The sequence below is a fragment of the uncultured Sphingomonas sp. genome (assembly GCF_934560975.1).
Taxonomy (GTDB): Bacteria; Pseudomonadota; Alphaproteobacteria; order Sphingomonadales; family Sphingomonadaceae; genus Sphingomonas_I.
The window spans coordinates 12,441-30,676 of sequence record NZ_CAKTFO010000027.1 but is presented as its reverse complement, the minus strand read 5'-3'; the positions used below and the strand labels follow the sequence as shown (position 1 = coordinate 30,676).

At 67.3% G+C, this 18,236-nt stretch carries 13 protein-coding genes; 3 read left to right on the top strand and 10 right to left on the bottom strand.

What is annotated here, in order from left to right; all coding sequences use genetic code 11:
• The 7 genes from alaS to dapA form a co-directional block, all read right to left on the bottom strand.
• On the bottom strand, positions 1–2,564 hold a 2,564-nt coding region (gene alaS / locus Q0D93_RS13445), incomplete at its 3' end, for an alanine--tRNA ligase (RefSeq protein ID WP_294395252.1).
• A gap of 38 nt (positions 2,565–2,602) precedes the next feature.
• Positions 2,603–3,829 carry a Xaa-Pro peptidase family protein gene (locus Q0D93_RS13440; protein WP_294395251.1) on the bottom strand — a complete coding sequence of 409 codons (1,227 nt, stop codon included), beginning with the start codon at positions 3,827–3,829 and terminating at the stop codon, positions 2,603–2,605.
• Between the two features lie 597 nt (positions 3,830–4,426).
• Positions 4,427–5,497, bottom strand: a complete 1,071-nt coding sequence (gene recA, locus Q0D93_RS13435; protein ID WP_294395249.1) for a recombinase RecA — start codon at positions 5,495–5,497, stop codon at positions 4,427–4,429.
• A 113-nt stretch (positions 5,498–5,610) separates the two neighbouring features.
• Positions 5,611–5,967, bottom strand: coding sequence for a response regulator (locus Q0D93_RS13430; protein WP_294395247.1), 357 nt, complete (start codon positions 5,965–5,967; stop codon positions 5,611–5,613).
• Positions 5,968–6,035: 68 nt separating this feature from the next.
• Positions 6,036–8,384, bottom strand: a complete 2,349-nt coding sequence (locus Q0D93_RS13425) for an ATP-binding protein (protein WP_294395254.1) — start codon at positions 8,382–8,384, stop codon at positions 6,036–6,038.
• 118 nt (positions 8,385–8,502) lie between these two features.
• Positions 8,503–8,985 carry an SsrA-binding protein SmpB gene (gene smpB / locus Q0D93_RS13420; protein ID WP_294395246.1) on the bottom strand — a complete coding sequence of 161 codons (483 nt, stop codon included), beginning with the start codon at positions 8,983–8,985 and terminating at the stop codon, positions 8,503–8,505.
• A 1-nt stretch (position 8,986) separates the two neighbouring features.
• The gene (gene dapA / locus Q0D93_RS13415) at positions 8,987–9,862 is read right to left on the bottom strand and encodes a 4-hydroxy-tetrahydrodipicolinate synthase (RefSeq protein WP_294395244.1); all 876 of its coding nucleotides are present in this window, start codon (positions 9,860–9,862) and stop codon (positions 8,987–8,989) included.
• A 45-nt stretch (positions 9,863–9,907) separates the two neighbouring features.
• On the opposite strand from dapA, the gene Q0D93_RS13410 reads away from it, so the two are divergent.
• Positions 9,908–11,995, top strand: coding sequence for a lytic transglycosylase domain-containing protein (locus Q0D93_RS13410; RefSeq protein WP_294395243.1), 2,088 nt, complete (start codon positions 9,908–9,910; stop codon positions 11,993–11,995).
• A gap of 5 nt (positions 11,996–12,000) precedes the next feature.
• A complete protein-coding gene (locus tag Q0D93_RS13405) occupies positions 12,001–12,474 on the top strand; it encodes a GreA/GreB family elongation factor (protein ID WP_294395241.1) in 474 nt (157 codons plus the stop codon).
• On the opposite strand, the gene Q0D93_RS13400 is transcribed toward Q0D93_RS13405, so the two are convergent.
• Together Q0D93_RS13400 and aspS are read right to left on the bottom strand one after the other, a co-directional pair.
• Positions 12,475–13,227: an EAL domain-containing protein gene (locus Q0D93_RS13400; RefSeq protein ID WP_294395240.1), complete on the bottom strand. Its 753-nt coding sequence runs from the start codon at positions 13,225–13,227 to the stop codon at positions 12,475–12,477.
• Positions 13,228–13,528: 301 nt separating this feature from the next.
• Positions 13,529–15,352 (bottom strand): aspartate--tRNA ligase, encoded by a 1,824-nt coding sequence (gene aspS / locus Q0D93_RS13395; RefSeq protein ID WP_294395238.1) that lies wholly within the window; start codon positions 15,350–15,352, stop codon positions 13,529–13,531.
• A 156-nt stretch (positions 15,353–15,508) separates the two neighbouring features.
• Here aspS and rnd point away from each other — a divergent pair, with 156 nt between their 5' ends.
• Positions 15,509–16,675 (top strand): ribonuclease D, encoded by a 1,167-nt coding sequence (gene rnd, locus Q0D93_RS13390; protein WP_294395236.1) that lies wholly within the window; start codon positions 15,509–15,511, stop codon positions 16,673–16,675.
• Positions 16,676–16,713: 38 nt separating this feature from the next.
• Here rnd and Q0D93_RS13385 read toward each other — a convergent pair whose 3' ends face one another.
• Positions 16,714–18,207, bottom strand: a complete 1,494-nt coding sequence (locus Q0D93_RS13385; protein WP_294395234.1) for a Ppx/GppA family phosphatase — start codon at positions 18,205–18,207, stop codon at positions 16,714–16,716.
• Between the last annotated feature and the right edge of the window lie 29 nt (positions 18,208–18,236).

Below are 18,236 nucleotides of genomic sequence, written 5' to 3'. Positions count from 1 at the left end.
GTATGCTCCACGACGCGGCGGAAGACGCAGGCGTTTCTCTGCGCCAGATCGAAGCCCGCCGACAGTCGCCCGATCAGGTCGGCGGTCACGCCAACCGCCACCGACGCGCGGCCGTCGTTGGTCGCCACCAGCACCGCCACGCCCGAACCCAGCCGCGCCTTGGCCTCGTCCACCAGCCCGCGCAGCCCCTTGGGGTCCAGCCCGTCGATCACCTGGCCGACAAAGGCGGTGCCAGCGATCTGCTCCGGTGCTTCGGCATCGGACTTGGCCGCGCCACCGCCCAGCGCCAGCGCCTTCTTGGCGTCGGCCAGTTCGCGCTCCAGCTTGCGCCGTTCCTCGACCAGGCTGGCGATGCGCGCCGGCACCTCCTCCGGCGTGGTCTTCAGCGCGGCGGCGGCCTCGCGCAGCCGCTCGTCGCGATGGGTCAGCCACAGCCGCGCCGCCTCGCCGGTCAGCGCCTCGATCCGGCGCACGCCCGAGGAGACCGCGCTTTCCGCCACGATCTTGAACACGCCGATATCGCCCAGCGCGTTGACGTGGGTGCCGCCGCACAATTCCACCGACCAGGCGGCATCATCGCCGCGGCCCATCGACAGCACGCGCACCTCGTCGCCATATTTCTCCCCAAACAAGGCCATCGCGCCCGCCGCGATCGCATCGTCGGGCGTCATCAGCCGCGTCGTTACCGCGTCATTTTCGCGGATGTGGCGGTTCACCTCCGCCTCCACCACCGCAATGTCCTCCGCGCTCAACGCCTTGGGGTGCGAGAAGTCGAAGCGCAGCCGCTCGGCCGCGACCATGCTGCCCTTCTGCGTCACATGCCCGCCCAGCCGGTGCCGCAATGCCGCATGGAGCAGGTGGGTGGCGGAATGGTTGGCGCGCAGCTGGCTCCGCCGCGTCACGTCCACTGCCAGATGGATGGTGTCGCCGACCTTGATCTCCCCGCCCGTCACCGTCGCCTTGTGGGCATGGAGCCGGCCGAGCGGCTTGGACGTGTCGGCAATCTCGGCCTCGAAGCCGTTGCCGCCCGAAGCCTGCCCGGCGTCCCCCATCTGCCCGCCACTTTCGCCATAAAAGGGCGTCTGGTTGGTCAGGATCACGACCTCCTGGCCGGTGTGGGCTGCCTCCACCCGCGCGCCATCGCGGACCAAGGCCACCACCTGCGCGTCGCCCTCATGGCCGCTATAGCCGGTAAACTCCGTGCCGCCCTGCTCCTCGGCGATGTCGAACCAGATCTCCTCGCTGCCCTTCTCGCCCGATCCCTTCCACGCGGCGCGCGCGGCGGCCTTCTGCTCGGCCATGCTGGTGTCGAACCCGGCGCGATCAACGCTCAACCCCTGCGCGCGCAAGGCGTCCTCGGTCAGGTCGTAGGGAAAGCCGAACGTGTCGTAGAGCTTGAACGCCACCGCGCCCGGCAGCGTCGCGCCCTCGCCCATCCCCGCCGTCGCCTCGTCCAGCAGGCGCAGGCCGTTGGCTAGGGTCTGGCGGAAGCGTGTCTCCTCCAGCCGCAGCGTCTCCTCGATCAGCGGTTGCGCGCGGACCAGTTCGGGATAGGCCGCGCCCATTTCCGCCACCAAAGCCGGCACCAGCCGGTGCATCAGCGGCTCGGACGCGCCAAGCAGGTGCGCGTGGCGCATCGCGCGGCGCATGATGCGGCGCAGCACATAGCCGCGCCCCTCGTTCGCCGGCAGCACCCCGTCCGCCACCAGGAAGCCCGCCGAACGGAGGTGATCGGCAATCACCCGGTGCGACGGCTGGTTCGGCCCGTCCGTGGCGCTCCTGGTCAGCTCGCCCGATGCGGCGATCAGCGCCTTGAACGTGTCCGTGTCGTAATTGTCGTGCACGCCCTGCAGCACGGCCGCGACGCGCTCCAGTCCCATGCCGGTGTCGATCGACGGGCGCGGCAGGTCGCCGACGATCTGGTCCGCCTCCTGCACGAACTGCATGAAGACCAGGTTCCAGATCTCGACGAAGCGGTCGCCATCCTCATCCGGACTGCCCGGAGGGCCACCCGGAATATGGTCGCCATGGTCGTAGAAGATTTCGGAGCATGGCCCGCACGGCCCGTCCGATCCCATCGCCCAGAAATTGTCCTTGGTCGGGATGCGGATGATGCGGTGGTCGGGCAGGCCGGCGATCTTCTTCCACAGGTCGAACGCCTGATCGTCGGTGTGGTAGACGGTGGCGGTCAGCCGCTCCGCCGGGATGCCCCATTCCCTGGTCAGCAGGGTCCAGGCGTGGGTGATCGCCTGTTCCTTGAAATAATCCCCGAACGAGAAATTGCCGAGCATCTCGAAGAAGGTGTGGTGGCGCGCGGTATAGCCGACATTGTCGAGGTCGTTATGCTTGCCGCCGGCGCGCACGCACTTCTGACTGCTGGTCGCGGTCGAATAAGGCCGGCTTTCCAGGCCCGTGAAGACGTTCTTGAACGGCACCATGCCGGCATTCACGAACATCAATGTCGGGTCGTTGTGCGGCACCAGCGGGGCCGATGGCACGATGCGGTGGCCGGCGGACGCGAAATGGTCGAGGAACGATCGGCGGATGTCGTTGGTCGATGTCATGTGCGCGATGTAAGGCCAGCCGCGCCCCAAGGGAAGCTTCAGCCGAACGGTCGATCGATCGAAGTCGGCGGGGTGGAGAACCAGCGCGCGCCCTGCTCCGTCATGTGGAAGCAATCCTCCAGCCGGACGCCGAACTTGCCGGGCAGGTACAGTCCGGGCTCATCCGAGAAACACATGCCCGGCGCCAGCGGCGTGGTCTCGCCATGCACCAGGTTGACCGGTTCATGCCCGTCCAGGCCGATGCCGTGGCCGGTGCGATGCGGCAGGCCGGGCAGGGCGTAGCCGGGCCCGTAGCCCAGGCTCTCATAATAGCGCCGCACGGTATCGTCGATCTGGCCGGCCGGCGTACCGACCCGCGCGGCGGCAAAGGCCATCGTCTGCCCCCGCCGCACCTGATCCCACACCATGCGCTGCTCGCGCAATGCCTCGCCGAACACGAAGGTGCGGGAAATGTCGGATTGGTAGCCCTGCACCGTGCAGCCGCAGTCCATCAGCACCGTCATGCCGTCCGCCAGCACCTGACGCTGGTGCGATCCATGCGGATAGGCCGATGCCTCGCCCAGCAGCACCAGGCTGAACTCCGGCTCGCCGCCTCGGGCGCGGGTGGCGGCGTCCATCAGCTTGGCGATGTCGTCGCGGGTCATCCCCTTCGCGATTTTGCCATATGTGTCGCGGTAGGCCGCGATCGTGATGTCGGATGCGCGCTGCATCAAAGCGATCTCGGCCGGCGACTTGATCATGCGGCACCCCCGCACTACGCCTGCGCCTGACCGGATCACCGCCAGCGGCAGGGCTTTGGCGAGCCCATCCACCGCGAAATAGCGCACCGTCTCCTCGATCCCGATCGGGCCGGATGCCACCTTGCGATCGCGCAGCAGCCCCGCCACGACCGTCAGCGCATCCTGGTCCTCCTGCCAGACGCGGACCTCCGCCTCCACGGCCAGGCTTTCGCGGACGGACGGCTCCTCGAAGTGCGGCGTGACGATCCCGATCCGCCCGGCCGCCGGAATCACCGCACCGGTCAACCGCTCGCTCCGCCCCCAGCGCACGCCCGTAAAGTAGGTCAGTGACGATCCCGACTCGATCAGCAAAGCCGAAAATCCCGCCTGCCGCATCAACCTTTGCGCCTTGGCGATCCGCGCCTCATATTCCGCCCGACCGATCGGCGCGGATCCCGTCGTCTCCGGCAGCGCGGCAATGGCGGGCGATGCGGCCAGCACGGCGGCTCCTGCAAGAACCCCGCGACGTGTAGGTGTCTGGATCATCCCTCCACGCTAGCGAAACGATCCCGTTTGCCTAGTCGCATTCGACCCCCCGATGCATCGCAGCTCCCGAGCCGACGGATTACTTTCCTGGCCCATGCCAAGCCAACGCAGCCAAACCCCGCTTCCACCCACGATGCGGAAGCTTAAGCGGGCTACATTCCCGCCGCCCGGTTATTCCCGCACCTCTCCGGAACCCGTTCACGCCATGAACAATGCTCCCGCAAAGGGGCAAGTTCAGGATTTCGATACGGGTCGCTTCCGACCTGGAGCGCGCTTCCCGCGAGAGCCTAAGAAAGCTTCGCCGTCGGACGGAAGGGGCAGACTTCGCCTGTTTGATGCCAAGCCTCGAGAGAGCGCCTACCAGCGATGCGAAAGGCTGGCAGGCCTACGCCACCAAAGCCTGACGGCAAGGGAGGTTTGACCACATTCGCCCTCCCGAAGCCGCCAGCATGATCGAGAAAGACCGCATTTCAGAGCCGGGCAGCACGGCCGTTGCTGACGTCCACATCACATTCAACCGGGACAGATCCGCGCCGTGATTCCGCACCATGACGCATGGTTCCGATCACGCATGGTTCCGTCCCGGCCGCCGGTGCCTCAGGCGTCGCCTTCCTCACCCGGGCCCGTCATCATGGTCTCACCCAGCCCGGCGACGTTGGCGCGGATCGCGCGTTCCAGGCGCTGGCCGACCTCCGGATTGTCGCGCAGGTAATTCTTGGCATTCTCACGCCCCTGCCCGATGCGGATGCTGTCGTAGCTGAACCATGCGCCCGATTTCTCGACCAGGCCGGCCTTGACGCCCAAGTCCAGGATCTCGCCGATCTTGGACACGCCCTCACCATACATGATGTCGAACTCGACCTGCTTGAACGGCGGTGCGACCTTGTTTTTCACCACCTTCACGCGGGTGGCATTGCCAACGATGTCGTCGCGGTCCTTGATCTGCCCGGTGCGGCGAATGTCGAGCCGGACCGAGGCATAGAATTTCAGCGCGTTGCCGCCGGTGGTCGTCTCCGGATTGCCGTACATCACGCCAATCTTCATGCGGATCTGGTTGATGAAGATCACCAGGGTGCGCGACCGGCTGATCGATCCGGTGATCTTGCGGAGAGCCTGGCTCATCAGACGGGCCTGCAGGCCGACATGGCTGTCGCCCATCTCGCCCTCGATTTCGGCCCGGGGCACCAACGCCGCCACCGAATCGACCACCAGCACGTCGACCGCATTGGACCGTACCAGCGTGTCGGTGATCTCCAGCGCCTGCTCGCCCGTGTCGGGCTGGCTGACGATCAGTTCGTCGATGTTGACGCCCAGCTTCTTGGCATAGACCGGGTCCAGCGCATGTTCGGCGTCCACGAACGCCGCCGTGCCGCCATTCTTCTGCGCCTCCGCGATCGCGTGCAGCGCCAGCGTGGTCTTGCCCGAGGATTCAGGCCCGTAAATTTCCACGATGCGCCCGCGCGGCAGACCGCCGATACCCAACGCGATGTCCAGCCCGAGCGATCCGGTCGAGATCGCCTCGATCTCGATCTTCTCGCGGCTGCCCAACTTCATCGCCGAGCCCTTGCCGAACGCCCGATCGATCTGCGCCAGCGCGGCGTCCAGCGCCTTCTGCCTCTCCGAAGAACCCATCATCTCGCCGTCGATCACCTTCAGGGAAGCCGCCATGTTCGAGACCCTTCGTATAGGATGGCATCATCGCGTTCAACGCGTCGTCGTCCATGTACGACAAATGTTCCTACAGAACAAGGGGTGAACTTTGGCAAAAAAGAACCAAGGCCTCAGCGGGCGGCGATACGCTCCAGCGCCGCCTTCAGGCTGTCGAGCGTGAACGGCTTGGCCAGCTGCACCGCGCCGGCATGTTCGGGCGGCGGCGGATCGACATGGCCGCCGGTCGCGATCACGAACGGCTTGCCCTTGCCGCTCAGCGCGTCGGCGATCGGCCAGCTCGGCCCGTCCCGCAGGTTCACATCCAGGATCGCCACGTCGAAATCGCCCCGTTCCACCAGCGGCAGGGCTTCGGCCACCGCATCGGTGGTGCCCGCCACCTTGTGGTCGAGGATGTCGATCAGATCCTCGATCATCATCGCGATCAGCGGCTCGTCTTCGACGATCAGTACGGAAAGAGGTTGAGTCATCGCGGCGCCCCTTAGACGTCAAGCGTCAAAGCGAAAAGGCTCATTCACGTCTTCGGCCGTGCGCCGGGTCATGCCGGCGGCACCAAGGCGTCGCGCGCCGCCTGCCCCAATTGCAGCACGGAGAAGGGCTTGGGCAGGAACGCAACCCGTTCGATGTCGATCGACTTGCGCAATTGTTCCTCGGCATAGCCCGACATGAACAGCACCTTCAGATCCGGGAATGTCTGCCGCGCGGTCCGCACCAGCGTCGGTCCGTCCATGGTCGGCATCACCACGTCCGAAATCAGCAAGTCGACCTCCGCCCCGTCCAGCAGCAGCTCCAGCGCCTCCTCGCCGTTGGTGGCGGTCAGCACCTGATAGCCCTGGCGGGTCAGCGCGCGTTCCGCCACCGCGCGCACCATCGCCTCGTCTTCCACCAGCAAGATGGTGCCGGTGCCCCACATCTCGCCCGTCGGCTCGACCCGCACCGGGCCGGTCGGCTCCGGCGCCTTGGCCGCATGGTGAACCGGCAGGTAGATCACGAAGCTGGTGCCCGCGCCCACTTCCGAATCGGCAAAGATGAAGCCGTCGGTCTGCTTGACGATGCCGTATACGGTGGACAGTCCCAGCCCGGTGCCCTTGCCCACTTCCTTGGTGGTAAAGAACGGCTCAAAGATCTTGGCCAGGTTTTCGGGCGCGATGCCCGTGCCGGTGTCCGTCACCTTCAATGCGGTATAGTCGGCGATCGGCAGGATTTCGCTGCGCATCTTGCGCACCTCGGACGCGGTCACCGGGTAGGTCTGGATCGTCAGCGTCCCGCCTTCCGGCATGGCGTCGCGCGCATTCACCGCAAGGTTGACGATCACCTGCTCCAGCTGCCCCGGGTCGGCGCGGACCAGGCCCAGGTTGCGGCCATGCTTCACCTCCAGCTTCACCGTCTCGCCCAGCAGGCGGCGGAGGAGATTGGATACTTCGGAGATCACGTCGGGCAGCTGCAGGATCTGCGGCCGCAACGTCTGCTGGCGCGAAAAGGCGAGCAATTGCCGCGTCAGCGACGCCGCGCGGTTGGAATTGTGCTTGATCTGCTGAATGTCGTCATAATCGATGTCGCCGGGCACGTGGCGCATCAGCATCAGGTCGCAATGGCCGATGATCGCGGTCAGGATGTTGTTGAAATCGTGGGCGACACCGCCGGCCAGCTGGCCCACCGCCTGCATCTTGGTCGCCTGCGCCACCTGGCGCTTCAGCTTGGACTCCTCCGTATTGTCCTTCAAACTCAGCAGCACCGCCGCGTCGCCCAACCCCTTGGCGTTGGCGATGGTCAGGCCGACCGGCTCCTCCGCCCGGTGCCACAATCGCACCGCCAGGTCGCCGGGCAGCGCGCGCCCGCCCGCGAACCGGCGCACCGCCTCCGACACGGCGGCCTTGTCCTCCTCCGCCACGATGTCGCTCGGATAGACGGCGCTGTCGTTCGGGTTGAGCCCCGCCGCGCGCCGAAACGCCTCGTTCAGGAACAGGAAGCGCCCGTCGCGCTCCACCAACGCCAACCCCAAGGGCAGCATGGCGAGCAGTTCATGGAGGTGAACCGTCGCTGCCCCGCGGGCCGCGGCGGCGGTCATCGCGTCCGGATCCTCGTCGAACATCAGCAGCACGGACGCGCCGTCAGCCGGATTGTCGCCGATGGAAACCGGGATCACCCGCAGCGGCTGCGCCTCGTCATCCTCCTCGCGCGCCAGCCGCACGGCCCCATCGGCCGATGTGGTCAGCAGATCCGCCATGTTGGCACCCGCCACGTTGCGGTCGGCATCGCCGAACACGCGGTAGGCGAACACGCGATTGGCGGCCACGATCGTGCCGTCAGCCTCGGCCAGGGCCATCATCACGCCCGCATCGCCCAGCCGGTCGCCGCCGCTGCCCGCCAGCAACTCCCGCGCGACGCCATAATCGCTGCTGGGGCCATGGTCGCGGAAACGCCAGATCAGGTGATCGTCGATCCGCCCGCCCCGGCGCAGCATCAGCGACACCTTGGTCCCGCCGACCACCAGCTGCCGATCCGCCATTCCTTCGCGCAGCGCAATGCGCGCCGCCGTCGCCAGCATGTCCGGATCGTCGCCATTAGCCGCCAGGCCGGTCGGCGCCGACATCAACCCGAACCGCGCCTCATAATTGGGGTTTACGCAGATCGGCCGGCCGGCACTGTCCGTGATGGCGATCGCGTCCTGCGCGTCCTCGAACGCCGCGCTCAGCAACGACCAGTCGCGCACCGTCCGCTGCGAGGGCTTGTCCTGCCGCAGCCAGGTGGCGGCGATCAGCGCCGCCCCGCCGACCACGACCCCGCCGACCGTGGCGACCACCAGCTCGCGGATCAGAAAGGACGGCAGCAGCTGCCACGCCCCGACCGCTACGGTCAGCGCCGCCAGCACCAGCACGGCCGCCATCAGCGCGCCATGATGCCGCCCGCGCTGGACCGGCAGAAACGGCAACAGGGTAGCACGGCTCGCCAAGTCCAAAATCCCCCGATTCGCCGGCACCGACTCCCCGCGGCGCCGGTCCCGTTCAGCCACGCTCCCGGATCAGGCGCTGGGCGTCGCGCTTCCAGTCACGTTCCTTGATCGTTTCGCGCTTGTCGTGCAGCTTCTTGCCCTTGGCGAGCGCCAACTCGACCTTGGCCCGCCCCCGGCTGTTGAAATAAACCGAGATGGGGATCAGCGTCATGCCTTCCCGCGACACGCCGGTGTGCATCTTGTCGATCTCACGCTCGTGCAGCAGCAGGCGGCGCGGGCGCTTGGGTTCGTGGTTGAAGCGGTTGCCGTGGCTGAATTCCGGGATGTTGGCGTTGATCAGGCTGACCTGGCCATCCTTCACCTCGGCATAGGCTTCCGCGATCGATCCCTCGCCGAAGCGGAGGGACTTTACCTCGGTGCCGGTCAGCGCGATGCCGGCTTCGAAAAACTGATCCAGGAAGAAGTCGAACCGCGCGCGGCGATTCTCGGCGACGATCTTCTTCTTGTCGAACTCTGCGGGACGGGGACGGGCCATGTCAGACGATATGGGCGTGCGCGAGGCCCGCGTCCACGGCCGCGCGGCTTGCCGCCGATGGCGGCGTCATCGGCAGGCGCAATTCGGCCGGAAAATCCGGGCGGACACGCGACAAGGCATATTTGACCGGCCCGGGCGATGCGTCGCTGAACAAGGCGGCGTGCAGCGGGAACAGCCGGTCCTGCAACGCCAGCGCATCGGCATAGCGCCCTTCCAGGCACGCAGCCTGCAGGTCGGCGCAGAGCCGCGGCGCGACGTTGGCGGTGACGGAGATGCAGCCCCGCCCGCCCATTGCCACGAAGCCGAGCGCCATGTCGTCATTGCCGGAAAGCTGGCAGAAATCCGGCCCGCACGCAGCCCGCTGGGCGGATACGCGGGCGACATTACCGGTCGCGTCCTTGACGCCCACCACGGTCGGCAGCCTGGCGAGCACGGCCATCGTCTCCACCGCGATGTCCACCACCGTGCGCCCCGGCACGTTGTAGAGCAGGATCGGCAGGTCGCAGCCGTTCGCCAAGGCGATGAAGTGGGCGATCACGCCGTCCTGGTTGGGGCGGTTGTAATAAGGCGGCACCAGCAATGCCGCCGTCGCGCCCGCCGCCTTGGCCGACTGCATGTGGTGCAGCGCCACCGCCGTGTCGTTGGATCCGCAACCGGCGATCACCGGCACGCGCCCGCCCGCCTGCTCCACGCAGATCCGGACCGTGCGATCATGCTCCTCGATCGTCATGGTCGCGCTTTCGCCCGTCGTCCCGCATGGCACGAGCGCGGAGGAGCCGTTCTCGATCTGCCAGTCGATCAGATCCCGGAAAGCCGCCTCGTCGATCACGCCGTTGCGGATCGGCGTGACCAAAGCAGGAATCGACCCGCTGAACATCCTGATTCCCTTCACCTTTCGTGCCGTTGCGATCATATGCGGGGGATGACGCCCCCCGACCATAGCCGCCGCGACAACAATCGGACGCCTGATAGGGATGCGCGCCGTCCCCTGTCCAGCGTGGTGCGCTTCCTGCCGGCCGGCATCGTGCTGGTGTCGGTGGCGACCTGCGCGGCGACGCTGACCACCATGCAGGCGAGCCAGCTGACCACCGCCACCCCCGTCGCGCCGGGCGGCACGGCCATTGGCGGCGGCCCGGGCGTCGTTGCCAACGATCCGCTGTGGCCGGCGGTGCAGGAATGGAACCGGCTGCAGCAGAGCGACCGTCTGCCCTTTACCGACTATAGCCGCTTCCTGATCGCGCATCGCGGCTGGCCGGGTGAGCCCGCGCTGCGCCGCGCCGCCGAGCGCGCCATTCGCCCCGATGGCCAGAATGCGGCCGACGTGGTGGCCTTCTTCGATCTCTATCCACCCACCACCGGCCCCGGCCGGGCCCGCTATGCCGAGGCGCTGGCGTCGCTGGGCCTGGCCCCCAAGGCGCGCGACGCGGCGGCGGTCGCCTGGACCGCCGGTCCGCTGGGGACCGAGGATGAGGCGCGGCTGATCGCGCGCTTCGCCGGCCAGTTCACCCCGCTGGAGAATGACCAGCGGATGGACATGCTGCTGTGGGATCGGGCGACCGCATCGGCCACCCGCCAGCTGGCCCTGGTCTCGCCGCAGCGGCGGCCGATGTTCGCCGCACGCCTCGCTTTTCAGACCCGCGCCGCCGATGCCGCCACACAAGGTCAGGCGCTTGGGCCGGGGGCGGAGCGCGATGCGGGCTTCGTGATCGATCACGCGCGCTGGATGCAGGACACGGCGCAATGGTCGGCCGCGCGCACGTCCCTGTCGCAGCCGATGCGCTTCGACGCGCCGCCGACCGATGCGGAGGCCTATCTGAAGGCCTTGTTCGATCTCGCCAAGGCCGCCGCCGCCGACAGGCAATGGGCCACCGCCTACGGGATCGCCGCCAACATCGATCAGGCCTATGTCGCGGGCACCCTGATCCGGAACCGTCCGCTGGCGGAGCGCGATCCCTATACCAGCCTCGCCTGGCTGGGCGGGACGGCGGCGCTCAAGCAGCTCAACCGCCCGCGCGACGCGGAGGCGATGTTCCGTCGCTACACGCTCGCCGCGCAGTCGCCGGGCAGCCAGACCAAGGGCCAATATTGGGCCGGTCGCGCCGCGCAGGCGGCGGGCGACACGGCCGGCGCTAACGTGCATTATGCCTCCGCAGCCGCCAGCGTGGACCAATATTACGGGCAGCTCGCGGCGGAGCGGCTGGGCCAGCGGCTGGCGGTGCCGGCCGATCCGGCGCAGGTGGCGATCCCGCCCGAGGTCCGCGCCGAGTTCGACAAGCGCGAGATTGTCCGCGCCGCCCGCCTGCTGGGGCCGCGCGGCGACTGGCAGGATCAGACCCAGTTCGTGCGCAAGATCGCGGCGGACGCCACCACCGATACCGACCATGTTCTGGTGGCGGAGCTGGCGCGCTCCATCGGCCGCCCCGATCTGGGCGTGATCCTGTCGCGCAACGCCCGCCAGTCCGGCGCGCGCGATCCGTTGCGCACCGGCTTCCCCACCGTCGCGGTGCCGCCCGCCATGGCGAGCCACTGGACGATCATCCACGCGATCAGCCGCCAGGAAAGCCAGTTCGACCGCGAAGCGCGGAGCCCCGTAGGCGCGCGCGGGCTGATGCAGTTGATGCCCGCCACTGCGCGCGAGCAGGCCGGCAAGATCGGCCTGCCCTATCAACCGGAACGGCTGACCCAGGATATCGGCTATAATGTCAGCATCGGATCGGCTTTTTTCGACCGGATGCTGACCTACTATAACGGCAATTATGTGCTGGCGGTGGCCAGCTACAATGCCGGGCCCGGCAACGTGAACAAGTTCATCCGCGCCAATGGCGACCCGCGCCTGCCGGGCGTGGACGTGGTCGACTGGGTCGAGGCGATTCCCTTCACCGAAACCCGCGCCTATGTGCAGAAGGTGCTGGAGAATGCGGTCGTGTACGACCTCTACAATCCCGGCCGCGCCCGCGCGCCGGCCGGCAACCGCCTGTCTTACTATCTCGGCAAGACCAGCGCGGGCTGACGCGCATGGCCGAACCCGCTCCGATCACGCCGCAGGGCTTTCGCGCGCTGCGCCAGCGCTACGAACAATTATTCGCGACCGAGCGGCCGAAACTGGTCGAGACGATCAGCTGGGCGGCCGGCAATGGCGACCGGTCGGAGAATGGCGACTATATCTATGGCCGCAAGAAACTGCGCGAGGTCGATCGCGAGCTGAGCCACCTGTCGCGCCGGATGAAGGCGGTGACGGTGGTGGATCCGTCCCAGCAACCGGACCGCAGCCGCGCCTGGTTCGGCGCGACCGTCACCATCGCGGATGAGGACGACAATCAACGCACGGTCACTCTGGTGGGCGAGGATGAGGCGGATGCGAGCGCCGGCCGGATCAGCTGGCGATCCCCTTTGGCGCGTGCGCTGCGCGGAGCCGCGATCGGGGATTTGCGGCGGGTGACGCTGCCCGCCGGCGAACGCGATTACGAGGTGACGGCGATCACCTATTGATCACAGCCGGAACGCGATTTCGGGAAGCGCCTCGAACGCCGGCCGGGCGAACAGGAAGCCCTGCATGTAGCGCACGCCGATCGCGTGCAGCGTCCGCGCTTCCGCCTCCGTTTCGATGCCCTCCGCGATCAGGATCGTATCGAGGTCCGCGCACAGCCCCACCACGGCCCGTACGATCGCCTGCCGCCGCCGGTCGGCGTCGACGTTCCGAACCAGGTCCATGTCGAGCTTGACCATGTCGTTGGCGAAGCGGGCGAACAGGTCCAGGCCCGAATGGCCGGCCCCGAAATCGTCGATCGCCACCGAAAATCCCATCTGGCGATAGGTTTCGATGATCGACGCGACATGCTCGGGCGACGCAAGCTGCTCATTTTCGGTGAATTCGAAGATCAGCCGGTCGAGCGGGAAGGCATTCGCCTGCGCCGTGCGGAGCGTCAGCTGGATGCAGGCCATCGGCGAATAGACGGCATTGGGCAGGAAATTGATCGACAGCCGTGCACCGGTTGGGACGATACCCGCCGCCATCGCGGTCTCGATTGCCTTCACCCGGCAGGCTTGGTCGAAGGCATAGCGGTTGTGGTCGGTCACCTGCCCCAGCACGGTAAGGGCCCCCTGCCCCTCCGGCCCGCGCACCAGCGCCTCGTAGGCGAAGGGCGTGCCGTCGCGCACATCCACGATAGGCTGGAACGCCATCGAGAAAGCGATGTCGAACGCGTCGCCATCACGGCAACCGGTGCAAGAGCGGGCAGGCATGTCCATCAGCCTGTCCGTCGTACACGGGTTAAATTAAGATGTTACCAACATAGGTTTCTCGCTGATGCAACAAGTTCTACCTTCAGGGTCGCCGGGAAGCGATATCCGGCATCTGGCATCAATTGCCGACCAAACCTTCTATCCCACCCTGTGATCTTCATCCGTTGAGATCAGCGGCATCATACGGAAGTTCACCAAGTCCCCGCCCATCCCATGTGCGTCACCCTGCAAGGGCGGGGCGCGCCTTCATTCAAATGGGCGAAGACGCACCCGGACCGGAACAGATGACGGGGGCTGTCGCTCAGCCCGCGTTGGGGGCGACAGCCTCCACCGCCGCCTGGGTCGGCTTGGCGCCTGGCTGCTCGACCACGCGGATCGACAATTCGCGCAGTTGCTTCGGCGTGACCGGCGACGGCGCGTTCATCATCAAATCCTCGGCGCGCTGGTTCATCGGGAACAGCACGACCTCGCGGATGTTCGGCTCGTCCGCCAGCAGCATGACGATGCGATCGACCCCCGGCGCGGAGCCGCCATGGGGTGGGGCGCCGAACTTGAACGCACCGACCATCCCGGGGAAGCTGCTGTCCACCTCCTCGCGCGAATAGCCGGCAATCTCGAACGCCTTGTACATGACGTCCAATTTGTGGTTCCGGATCGCGCCCGACGACAATTCGATGCCGTTGCAGACGATGTCATATTGGTAAGCGAGGATGTCGAGCGGGTCCTTGCCCTCCAGCGCCTCCATCTCGCCCTGGGGCATGGAGAAGGGGTTGTGGCTGAAGTCGACCTTCTTGTTGTCCTCGTCATATTCATACATCGGGAAGTCGACGATCCAGCAGAACTGGAACACGCCCTGCTCGATCAGGCCCAATGTCTCGCCGACGCGGGTGCGGGCGAGGCCGGCGAGCTTGGCCGCCTGGCCTTCCTTGCCGGCGGCGAAGAACACGCCGTCATTAGGGCCGAGGCCGAGCGCCTCGATCAGCCTGGCCGTACCCTCGGGCCCGTGATTCTTGGCGATCGGGCCGCCCGGCTCGCCATCCTTGATGTTGATATAGCCCAGGCCGGCATAGCCCTGTGCGCGGGCCCATTCGTTCATGTCGTCAAAGAATTTGCGGCTGCCGGCACCCGCGCCCGGGGCAGGGATGGCGCGGATCACGCTGCCGCTCTCCACCAACCGCGCGAACAGACCGAAGCCGGACCCGCCGAAATGCTCGGTGACGTCGGTAATCTCGATCGGGTTGCGCAGGTCCGGCTTGTCCGAGCCGTATTTCAGCATGGCTTCCCGGTAGGGGATACGCGGGAACGGCGCCGGGCTGACGGTGCGGCCGTCGGCAAACTCCTCGAACACACCGTGCAGCACTGGCTCGATCGCGGCGAACACGTCCTCCTGCGTGACGTAGCTCATCTCGAAATCGAGCTGATAGAATTCGCCGGGGCTGCGGTCGGCGCGCGCATCCTCGTCGCGGAAGCAGGGCGCGATCTGGAAATAGCGGTCGAAGCCGGCGACCATCAGCAACTGCTTGAACATCTGCGGCGCCTGCGGCAGCGCGTAGAACTTGCCGGGGTGGATGCGGCTCGGCACCAGGAAGTCGCGCGCGCCTTCGGGCGAAGACGCGGTCAGGATCGGGGTCTGGAACTCGGTAAAGCCCTGCCCGATCATGCGCTTGCGGATCGATGCGATCACGTTGGAACGCAGCATGATATTCTTGTGCAGCCGCTCGCGACGGAGATCCAGGAAGCGGTAGCGGAGCCGGATATCCTCCGGATATTCCGCCTCGCCCGCCACCGGCAGCGGCAGCTCCTGCGCCTCGGACTGGACGGTCACCGCCTTGGCGAACACCTCGATCGCGCCGGTGGCAAGGTTGGCGTTGGCGGTCCCCTCCGCGCGCGCCTTGACCACGCCGTCGATGGTCACCACGGATTCGACGCGCAGGCGATCCAGCACGGGCAAAGCCGGGCTGTCCGTGTCCGCCACGATCTGGGTGATGCCGTAATGGTCGCGCAGGTCCACGAACAGCACGCCGCCATGGTCGCGCTTGCGGTGAATCCAGCCGGACAGGCGAACCGTCTCGCCGACGGAGGCGGCGTCCAGGCCGGCGCAGGTGTGGGTGCGATAGGCGTGCATCATCTTTTCCTAGCTACGTCGACCCGGAAGCAGGTTCCCCACCAGCCCGCGGACGGTCCCGGGCCATGCCGAAACGACACTAATTTGCGAGCGATGCGCATTGATTCCGCGCACCTCTTTGTCAACCCGCCCGCGCGGCGCTATGGCGGTATCCAGATGCATATACACCCGCTGATCACCGACACGGCCGCCCTTTCCGCACTCTGTGCCCGCCTCGCCAAGAGCCCCTTCGTGGCGGTCGATACCGAGTTCATGCGTGAAAACACCTATTGGCCCGAACTCTGCCTGGTGCAGATCGCCGATTCCGACGAGGCGGCGGCGATCGACCCGCTCGCGCCCGGCATCGACCTGACGCCCCTGCTCGACCTGCTGGTCGACAATGAGAATGTGCTGAAGGTCGTACACGCCGGCGGCCAGGATCTGGAGATCGTCCACAACCTGACGCAGAAGACGCCCCACCCGATGTTCGACACGCAGATCGCGGCGATGGCGCTGGGGATGGGCGAGCAGGTCGGCTATTCCAACCTGGTCGAAAGCATGACCGGGGTGAAGCTGGACAAGGGCGCGCGCTTCACGGACTGGAGCCGCCGGCCGTTGGACAAGCGCCAGATCGACTATGCGATCGGGGACGTCACCCACCTGGTGAAGATCTTCCCGCGTATGCTCGAAAAGCTGCGCAAGACCGGGCGCGGCGCGTGGCTGGACGACGAGATGGAGCGGATCGGCGATCCCGCCAATTACGTCAACGATCCCGACCTCGCCTGGCACCGGATCAAGGTACCGAGCCGCAAGCCTGAGGTGCTCGGCCGGCTGAAGGCGGTGGCGGCGTTCCGCGAGCGGGAGGCGCGGCGCAAGAACCTGCCGCGCGGCCGACTGGTCAAGGACGAGACGCTGGCCGACATCGCCGCCCATCCGCCGCGTTCGCAAGGCGATCTCGCCAAGGTGCGTGGGCTGGCGGCAAGCTGGGCGGGGAACGAGATTGGCGGCCGGCTGATGGCGGCGATCGAGGGCGCGACACCGTTGTCCGACGCCGAAATGCCCGCCCGCGACGATCGCCGGCCCGGTTTGGGCAAGGATGGCGCGCTGGTGGCCGACCTGCTGAAGCTGCTGCTCAAGGTGCGGTCCAAGGAGGCGGACGTGGCCCCGCGCCTGATCGCCCGCACCGACGAGATCGACGCGCTCGCCGCCGGGCAGCGCGACGGGCTGCAGATCATGCAGGGCTGGCGTTACGACGTGTTCGGCAAGGATGCCTGCGCCCTGATCGAAGGGCGGCTGGCGTTCAGCGTCAAGGGCGGCAAGATGGTGATGAGCGAAGTCGCCTGACCCCGCCCCTTCACCCGATCACCGGCTGACGCCTCGCCTCAGCCGGCGCGGAGTTCGTGGGTGCAGCCGAGCGACTCGGCCAGCAATTTGTGCCGCCGCTCGACCGCTTCACCGTACAGCGCCACATCCTCACCCAGCAGGCGCAGCACCACCCTGCCCTGCTCCACCGCCAGGCTGCTGGTCTCCAGCGGGCCGGGAACGCCGCCGGACAGGCGCTGGCCCAGGCGCATGGCATAGCCCCAACGCATCGCCTGCGCCGCCATGTCGCGGCCGATCAGCCGCTCCACGATCTGCGGCACGCCCTCGCCACCGAAATGGGTGAACAGGGCCTGGCCGAGCAGCGCCCGCCCCTGCGCGTCGATCGCCACGAAATTGCCGTGCAGCGCAATGTCCAGCCCGCGTTCCGCCCGAAACTCCGGATGCGCGCGCCAGCCGACGTCGGCCAGCAGGCAGGCGGCATGGCGCAACCGGGCGAGTTCCGCGCTCTCGCGTCCGAACAAGGGCGTGATCCAGCGTTGCAGCAGGTCGCCATGCTCGGGAAAACGGCCCTGCCTGATCCCCTCCTCGCGCGTGGCCTCGATCAGCGGATCGAGCCGGCGCACCTCCGGCGGCAAGGCGCGGTGGAGCAGGCCTTCGCGCAGGCCATAGGCCGACACGATCAGCATCCCCGGGTCGAGCCGCCGTACCAGAGCCGCCAGCAGCGAGGCCGAATGGCCCAGCGCCGGGATGCGGGAGGAGGCGATGCCGGCCACGCCCTTGATACGCTTGGGATCGAGCTGCGCCAGCGCGCGCACCAGCCGCTGCGCCTCGCTCGGCGCCAGCACGTGGTGATGCACGATCGGCAAGGTGTAGTCGGTCAGCGCCATGTGCAGCCGCGCCAGCGCCCGCCACGACCCGCCGACCATGTAGAAGGGCTTCCCTGCGGCTTTTTCCGTCCACCCCGCGGCGTCCAGCGCCTTGTCGAGCGCGCGGTCCAGCGCCCGCCCGTCGCTGAGCTTCAGCGCGGCGACGCGCAGCACGCCGAACGGCACGGACACGCCGTCACCCACCTTGCCATCGCGCACGCGCACCAATTCCAGGCTGCCGCCGCCGAGATCTCCGACAATGCCGTCCGCCTCGGGGATCGCGGCCAAGACGCCGTGTCCGGCCAGCGACGCTTCGGCCGTGCCCGGCAGCAACTCAACCGGCAGGCCGATCTCGCCCAGCCGTTGCAGGAAATCGGGACCATTGGCGGCGTCGCGCACGGCGGCGGTGGCGACGGTGTTGAGCCGGGCGACGCCCATATCCTCTGCCAGCCGCTTGAAGCGGGCGAGCGCCGTCACCGTCCGGTCGACCGCGCCCGGATCGAGCATCCCGGTCTTGCCCAGGCCCTTGCCCAAGCCCGCCATCACCTTCTCGTTGAACAGGATGGAAGGGATGCGCCCCGCCCCTTCATAGATGACCAGCCGGATGGAATTGGAGCCGATGTCGATGATCGCAACCGGCGCGTCGGCCGGTTGCGCGTCGCGCTTGCGGAAGGGGGAAAGGCGCATGGGAGGCGGGGTCTAGCGTCTATCGGAAT